The organism is Streptomyces mexicanus, assembly GCF_902506575.1.
GTDB lineage: Bacteria > Actinomycetota > Actinomycetes > Streptomycetales > Streptomycetaceae > Streptomyces > Streptomyces mexicanus.
Genome location: NZ_LR732544.1, coordinates 5,301,806 through 5,307,657 on the forward strand (window position 1 = coordinate 5,301,806; position 5,852 = coordinate 5,307,657).

Genomic DNA, 5,852 nt, shown 5'->3' on the forward strand with positions numbered 1-5,852 from the left:
CGCGGCCCGGCTCACCGGCTGGCGCATCGACATCCGCCCGGACACCGAGCAGGTCTCGGAGTAACGGAAGGACCCCGCGACCCGGGCCGCCCGGGGAATAGATCCGGACTGCGGGTCGCTGAGATCACGACAGAGTTCTGTACGGCAACTGTTCGAATCCTGCCCCAAAGGGGTGAGGTGCGTACGGGGAGGTAGACTTAAGGGTGTCTGGCCGGACGCGGGCCCGAGTATGCCCTGAACGCACCTGTGTGGGGTGTCGGGAGCGTGCGGCCAAGACGGAGCTGCTGCGGATCGTGGCGATCGAGGACGCGTGCGTCCCCGATCCTCGCGGTACGCTGCCCGGCCGGGGTGCCTATGTGCATCCCACCCTGGTCTGTCTCGACCAGGCGGTACGCCGGCGGGCGTTCACGCGGGCACTGCGCGCCCCGGGAGCGCTCGACACAAAGGCGTTGCGCCGGTACGTCGAGCGGACAACAGTTGCCGAACAGGCAGCACGGTAGAAAGACGTACCGCACGGAACCCCGTGCGGTCTGGTACCTCGCGAGTCGAAAGCAGGTCGAGATTGCGATGAGCACTCGATGAGTACGCGATGAGTACGCCCATGAACTAGCGACGGTCCGGCCTCAACCCGGACCTCAAAGGAGCGAAGTGGCTAAGGTCCGGGTCTACGAACTCGCCAAGGAGTTCGGTGTCGAGAGCAAGGTCGTCATGGCCAAGCTCCAGGAACTCGGTGAATTCGTCCGATCGGCGTCCTCGACGATCGAGGCGCCCGTGGTACGCAAACTGACCGACGCCTTCCAGCAGGGCAACGGCAGCGGCAAGAGCGCCGCCAAGCCGGGTGCCCCGAAGAAGGCCGCCCCCAGGCCCGCCGCGCCCTCGCCGGCGCAGGGTGGGGGCACCGCCCACGGCGTCAAGCCGGCGGGGGAGCGTCCGGCTGCCCCCAAGCCGCCGGCTTCCGACCCTTATACACATCTCCGAGCCCACGAGACAGGTCGAAACCTCGGATGCCGTCCTCTGCTTGCAAAAAAACAATTTTTACCTTTACCGTCCCCGTCGGCGCCCGCGCCGGCTCCCGGCCCGCGTCCGGTGCCGGGTCCCAAGCCCGCGCCGCGACCGGCCCCGGCCGCGCCGACCACCCCGGAGTTCACCGCTCCGCCGTCGGCTCCCACCCCGGCCGCGCGCCCCGGCGCCCGTCCGGGTGCGCCCAAGCCCGGTGCCCGTCCCGGCCCCGGCGGCCAGGGCCAGACCTCCCGTCCCGGCCAGGGCGCCGCGCGCCCCGGCGGCGGCCAGGGTCAGCGTCCGGGTGCCCGTCCGGCCGGTCCGCGTCCGGGCAACAACCCCTTCACCTCCGGTGGCTCCACCGGCATGGCGCGCCCGCAGGCGCCCCGTCCGCAGGGCCCGCGTCCCGGCGGTCCCGGTGCCCCCGGCGCCGGTCCCCGTCCGCAGGCGCCCGGCGCGCAGGGCGGCGGTCCGCGTCCGCAGGCTCCGGGCGGTCCCCGCCCGACCCCGGGCTCGATGCCCCGTCCGCAGGGCGGTCCGCGTCCCGGCCCGCGCCCGAACCCGGGCATGATGCCGCAGCGTCCCGCTGCCGGCCCGCGTCCCGGCCCCGGCGGCCGCGGTCCGGCCGGTGCCGGTCGTCCCGGTGGCGGCGGCGGTCGTCCGGGCGGCTTCGCCGGTCGTCCCGGCGGCGGTGGCGCCGGTCGCCCCGGTGGCGGTGGCGGTTTCGCCGGTCGTCCCGGTGGCGGTGGCGGCTTCGGTGGCGGCGGTGGCCGTCCCGGCTTCGGCGGCCGTCCCGGCGGTCCCGGTGGCCGCGGTGGCACGCAGGGCGCCTTCGGCCGTCCCGGCGGTCCGGCCCGTCGCGGCCGCAAGTCGAAGCGGCAGCGCCGTCAGGAGTACGAGGCGATGCAGGCGCCGTCGGTCGGCGGCGTGATGCTGCCGCGCGGCAACGGCGAGACCATCCGGCTCTCCCGTGGCGCGTCGCTCACCGACTTCGCGGAGAAGATCAACGCCAACCCGGCCTCCCTCGTCGCGGTCATGATGAACCTGGGCGAGATGGTCACGGCCACGCAGTCCGTCTCCGACGAGACGCTGCAGCTCCTGGCCGACGAGATGAACTACACGGTTCAGATCGTCAGCCCGGAGGAAGAGGACCGCGAGCTGCTGGAGTCCTTCGACATCGAGTTCGGTGAGGACGAGGGCAGCGAGGAGGACCTGGTCGTCCGTCCGCCGGTGGTCACCGTCATGGGTCACGTCGACCACGGCAAGACCCGCCTGCTCGACGCGATCCGCAAGACGAACGTCATCGCGGGCGAGGCCGGCGGCATCACCCAGCACATCGGTGCCTACCAGGTCGCGACCGAGGTCAACGGCGAAGAGCGGGCGATCACCTTCATCGACACCCCGGGTCACGAGGCGTTCACCGCCATGCGTGCCCGCGGTGCGAAGTCGACGGACATCGCCATCCTGGTCGTCGCGGCCAACGACGGCGTCATGCCGCAGACGGTCGAGGCCCTGAACCACGCCAAGGCGGCCGACGTGCCGATCGTCGTCGCGGTCAACAAGATCGACGTCGAGGGCGCGGACCCGACCAAGGTGCGCGGTCAGCTGACCGAGTACGGCCTGGTCGCGGAGGAGTACGGCGGCGACACCATGTTCGTCGACATCTCCGCCAAGCAGGGCCTGCACATCGACAGCCTGCTCGAGGCCGTCATCCTGACCGCGGACGCGGCGCTGGACCTGCGGGCGAACCCCAACCAGGACGCCCAGGGCATCGCGATCGAGTCCCGTCTGGACCGCGGCCGCGGTGCCGTGGCGACGGTCCTGGTCCAGCGAGGCACGCTGCGGGTCGGCGACACGATGGTGGTCGGCGACGCCTACGGCCGTGTCCGGGCCATGCTCGACGACAGCGGTCAGAACGTGCACGAGGCCGGCCCGTCGACGCCGGTGCAGGTCCTCGGCCTGACCAACGTCCCGGGCGCGGGCGACAACTTCATCGTGGTCGAGGAGGACCGTACGGCCCGCCAGATCGCGGAGAAGCGCGCCGCCCGCGAGCGCAACGCCGCGTTCGCCAAGCGCACGCGCCGCGTGTCGCTGGAGGACCTGGACAAGGTGCTGAAGGCCGGCGAGGTCCAGCAGCTGAACCTGATCATCAAGGGTGACGCTTCCGGTTCCGTCGAGGCACTGGAGTCCTCCCTGCTCCAGCTGGACGTCGGCGAAGAGGTCGACATCCGCGTCCTGCACCGCGGCGTCGGTGCGGTCACGGAGTCCGACATCGACCTCGCGATGGGCTCCGACGCGATCGTCATCGGCTTCAACGTCCGCGCCGCCGGACGGGCCCAGCAGATGGCGGAGCGCGAGGGCGTGGACGTCCGCTACTACTCGGTCATCTACCAGGCGATCGAGGAGATCGAGGCGGCCCTCAAGGGCATGCTCAAGCCGGAATACGAAGAGGTCGAGCTCGGCACGGCGGAGATCCGCGAGGTCTTCCGCTCGTCCAAGCTGGGCAACATCGCGGGTGTCATCATCCGCTCCGGCGAGGTCAAGAGGAACGCCAAGGCGCGCCTCCTGCGCGACGGCAAGGTCGTCGCGGAGAACCTCACCATCGAGGGCCTGCGTCGCTTCAAGGACGACGTCACCGAGATCCGCGAAGGGTTCGAGGGCGGTATCAACCTCGGCAACTTCAACGACATCAAGGTCGACGACATCATCGCGACGTACGAGCTGCGCGAGAAGCCGCGGGCGTAACGCCTTCGGCGCCGGCCGGCCGACGGGACCCGCTCCCGTCGGCCGGCCGGTCGCTTCTCGGGCCGCGCGCCGGTTCGCCGGGTCGGGAAAACCCCGTCGAGCCACCGGCCGGGTTCGCGGTACCGTTCTTGATGTCCCTGCCCGCACCGAAGGCAGGACCATCGACCCCGTACCGGCGGGCAACCCGGCACACACATGTACGTGGGGACTCTGTCCTTCGACCTCCTCCTCGGCGACGTCCACTCGCTGAAGGAGAAGCGCTCCGTCGTCCGCCCGATCGTCGCCGAGCTGCAGCGCAAGTACGCGGTCAGCGTGGCCGAGGTGGATCACATGAACCTCCACCGGCGGGCCGTCATCGGCCTGGCCGCCGTCTCGGGCGACGCGGTGCACCTGACCGACGTGCTGGACCGGTGCGAGCGGCTGGTCGCCGGCCACCCGGAGGTGGAGCTGCTGTCCGTCCGGCGCCGTTTCCACGGTGAGGACGACTAGCGGTTCCCCGGTGCGGACGACCGGCCGCCTGCGCGGTGCTCACGGCCGGACGGCACCGCACCCTCACCACTCCACACCGCACCAGACCAGCAGAACGCAGAAGAAGAAAGAACGGGAGACGGACCAGTGGCCGACAACGCGCGGGCGAAAAGGCTGGCGGACCTCATCCGGGAGGTGGTGGCCCAGAAGCTGCAGCGCGGGATCAAGGACCCGCGGCTCGGCTCGCACGTCACCATCACGGACACCAGGGTCACGGGCGACCTGCGGGAGGCGACCGTCTTCTACACGGTCTACGGGGACGAGGAGGAGCGGAAGGCGGCAGCCGCCGGCCTGGAGAGCGCCAAGGGCATCCTGCGCTCCGAGGTCGGCCGCGCGGCCGGCGTGAAGTTCACCCCGACCCTCACCTTCGTCGCGGACGCCCTGCCGGACACCGCCCGGACCATCGAGGACCTCCTCGACAAGGCGCGCGCCTCCGACGCGAAGGTGCGCGAGGCGTCCGCGGGCGCCTCCTACGCCGGGGGCGCGGACCCGTACCGCAAGCCGGACTCCGAGGACGACGCCGACGAGACGGACGACACCACCGAATGACCAGCAAGCCCACCCCGCCCGACGGCCTCGTCATCGTCGACAAGCCGTCGGGCTTCACTTCGCACGACGTCGTGGCCAAGATGCGCGGGATCGCGAAGACCCGCCGCGTCGGCCACGCTGGCACCCTCGACCCGATGGCCACCGGCGTCCTCGTCCTCGGCGTGGAGAAGGCCACCAAGCTCCTCGGCCACCTCGCGCTGACCGAGAAGGAGTACCTCGGCACCGTCCGGCTCGGCCAGACCACGGTCACCGACGACGCCGAGGGGGAGATCACCTCCTCCACCGACGCCTCCAAGGTCACCCGGGAGGCCGTCGACGCGGCCGTTGCCAAGCTGACCGGCGACATCATGCAGGTCCCGTCCAAGGTCAGCGCCATCAAGATCAACGGCGTGCGGTCCTACAAGCGGGCGCGCGAGGGCGAGGAGTTCGACATCCCGGCCCGGCCGGTGACCGTCTCCTCCTTCCGCGTCTACGACGTCCGCGACGCCGTCGCCGAGGACGGCACACCCGTGCTCGACCTGGTCGTCTCGGTGGTGTGCTCCTCCGGCACCTACATCCGGGCCCTCGCCCGCGACCTGGGCGCCGACCTCGGCGTCGGCGGCCACCTCACGGCGCTGCGCCGCACCCGTGTCGGGCCGTACCGTCTGGACGGGGCGCGCACCCTGGACCAGCTCCAGCAGGAACTGGCCATCATGCCGATCGCGCAGGCCGCCGCTGCGGCGTTCCCCCGCTGGGACGTCGACGCCCGGCGCGCCCGGCTGCTCACCAACGGGGTGCGGCTGGAGATGCCCGACGAGTACGCGGGCCGCGGCCCGGTCGCGGTCTTCGACCCCGAGGGGCGCTTCCTGGCGCTCGTGGAGGCCCACCGGGGCAAGGCCAAGAGCCTGGCCGTCTTCGGCTGACCGGGCACGCCGGCCGTGGGGCCGCCGTCCCGTGCCGGCAGGCGCGGGGGCCGCGGTGCTGGACGGTCGGCTGCTGTGGGTCGCGCTGCCGCCGGCGTCGTGGGGCGGTGGGCGCGTGACCGTGGGTGG

At 71.9% G+C, this 5,852-nt stretch carries 4 protein-coding genes and 2 pseudogenes; all 6 read left to right on the top strand.

The window, feature by feature from the left end:
• Positions 1-203: 203 nt before the first annotated feature.
• A complete protein-coding gene (locus GV126_RS23875) occupies positions 204-500 on the top strand; it encodes a YlxR family protein (RefSeq protein WP_159670320.1) in 297 nt (98 codons plus the stop codon).
• Positions 501-648: 148 nt separating this feature from the next.
• A pseudogene (locus GV126_RS37725) lies at positions 649-955 on the top strand (translation initiation factor IF-2 N-terminal domain-containing protein); the annotation flags it as partial.
• A gap of 89 nt (positions 956-1,044) precedes the next feature.
• A pseudogene (gene infB / locus GV126_RS23880) lies at positions 1,045-3,744 on the top strand (translation initiation factor IF-2); the annotation flags it as partial.
• A 195-nt stretch (positions 3,745-3,939) separates the two neighbouring features.
• Positions 3,940-4,233 carry a DUF503 domain-containing protein gene (locus GV126_RS23885; protein ID WP_159670325.1) on the top strand — a complete coding sequence of 98 codons (294 nt, stop codon included), beginning with the start codon at positions 3,940-3,942 and terminating at the stop codon, positions 4,231-4,233.
• A gap of 126 nt (positions 4,234-4,359) precedes the next feature.
• Positions 4,360-4,821 (top strand): 30S ribosome-binding factor RbfA, encoded by a 462-nt coding sequence (gene rbfA / locus GV126_RS23890; RefSeq protein ID WP_159670328.1) that lies wholly within the window; start codon positions 4,360-4,362, stop codon positions 4,819-4,821.
• A complete protein-coding gene (gene truB / locus GV126_RS23895; RefSeq protein WP_159670330.1) occupies positions 4,818-5,723 on the top strand; it encodes a tRNA pseudouridine(55) synthase TruB in 906 nt (301 codons plus the stop codon). The genes rbfA and truB overlap by 4 nt, the downstream gene beginning before the upstream one ends.
• Positions 5,724-5,852 lie beyond the last annotated feature (129 nt).

What these genes read in the sequence shown, in the direction of transcription:
- GV126_RS23885 (WP_159670325.1), top strand. Translation starts at nt 3,940, where the DNA reads ATGTACGTGGGGACTCTGTCCTTCGACCTCCTCCTCGGCGACGTCCAC.
- truB (WP_159670330.1), top strand. Translation starts at nt 4,818, where the DNA reads ATGACCAGCAAGCCCACCCCGCCCGACGGCCTCGTCATCGTCGACAAG.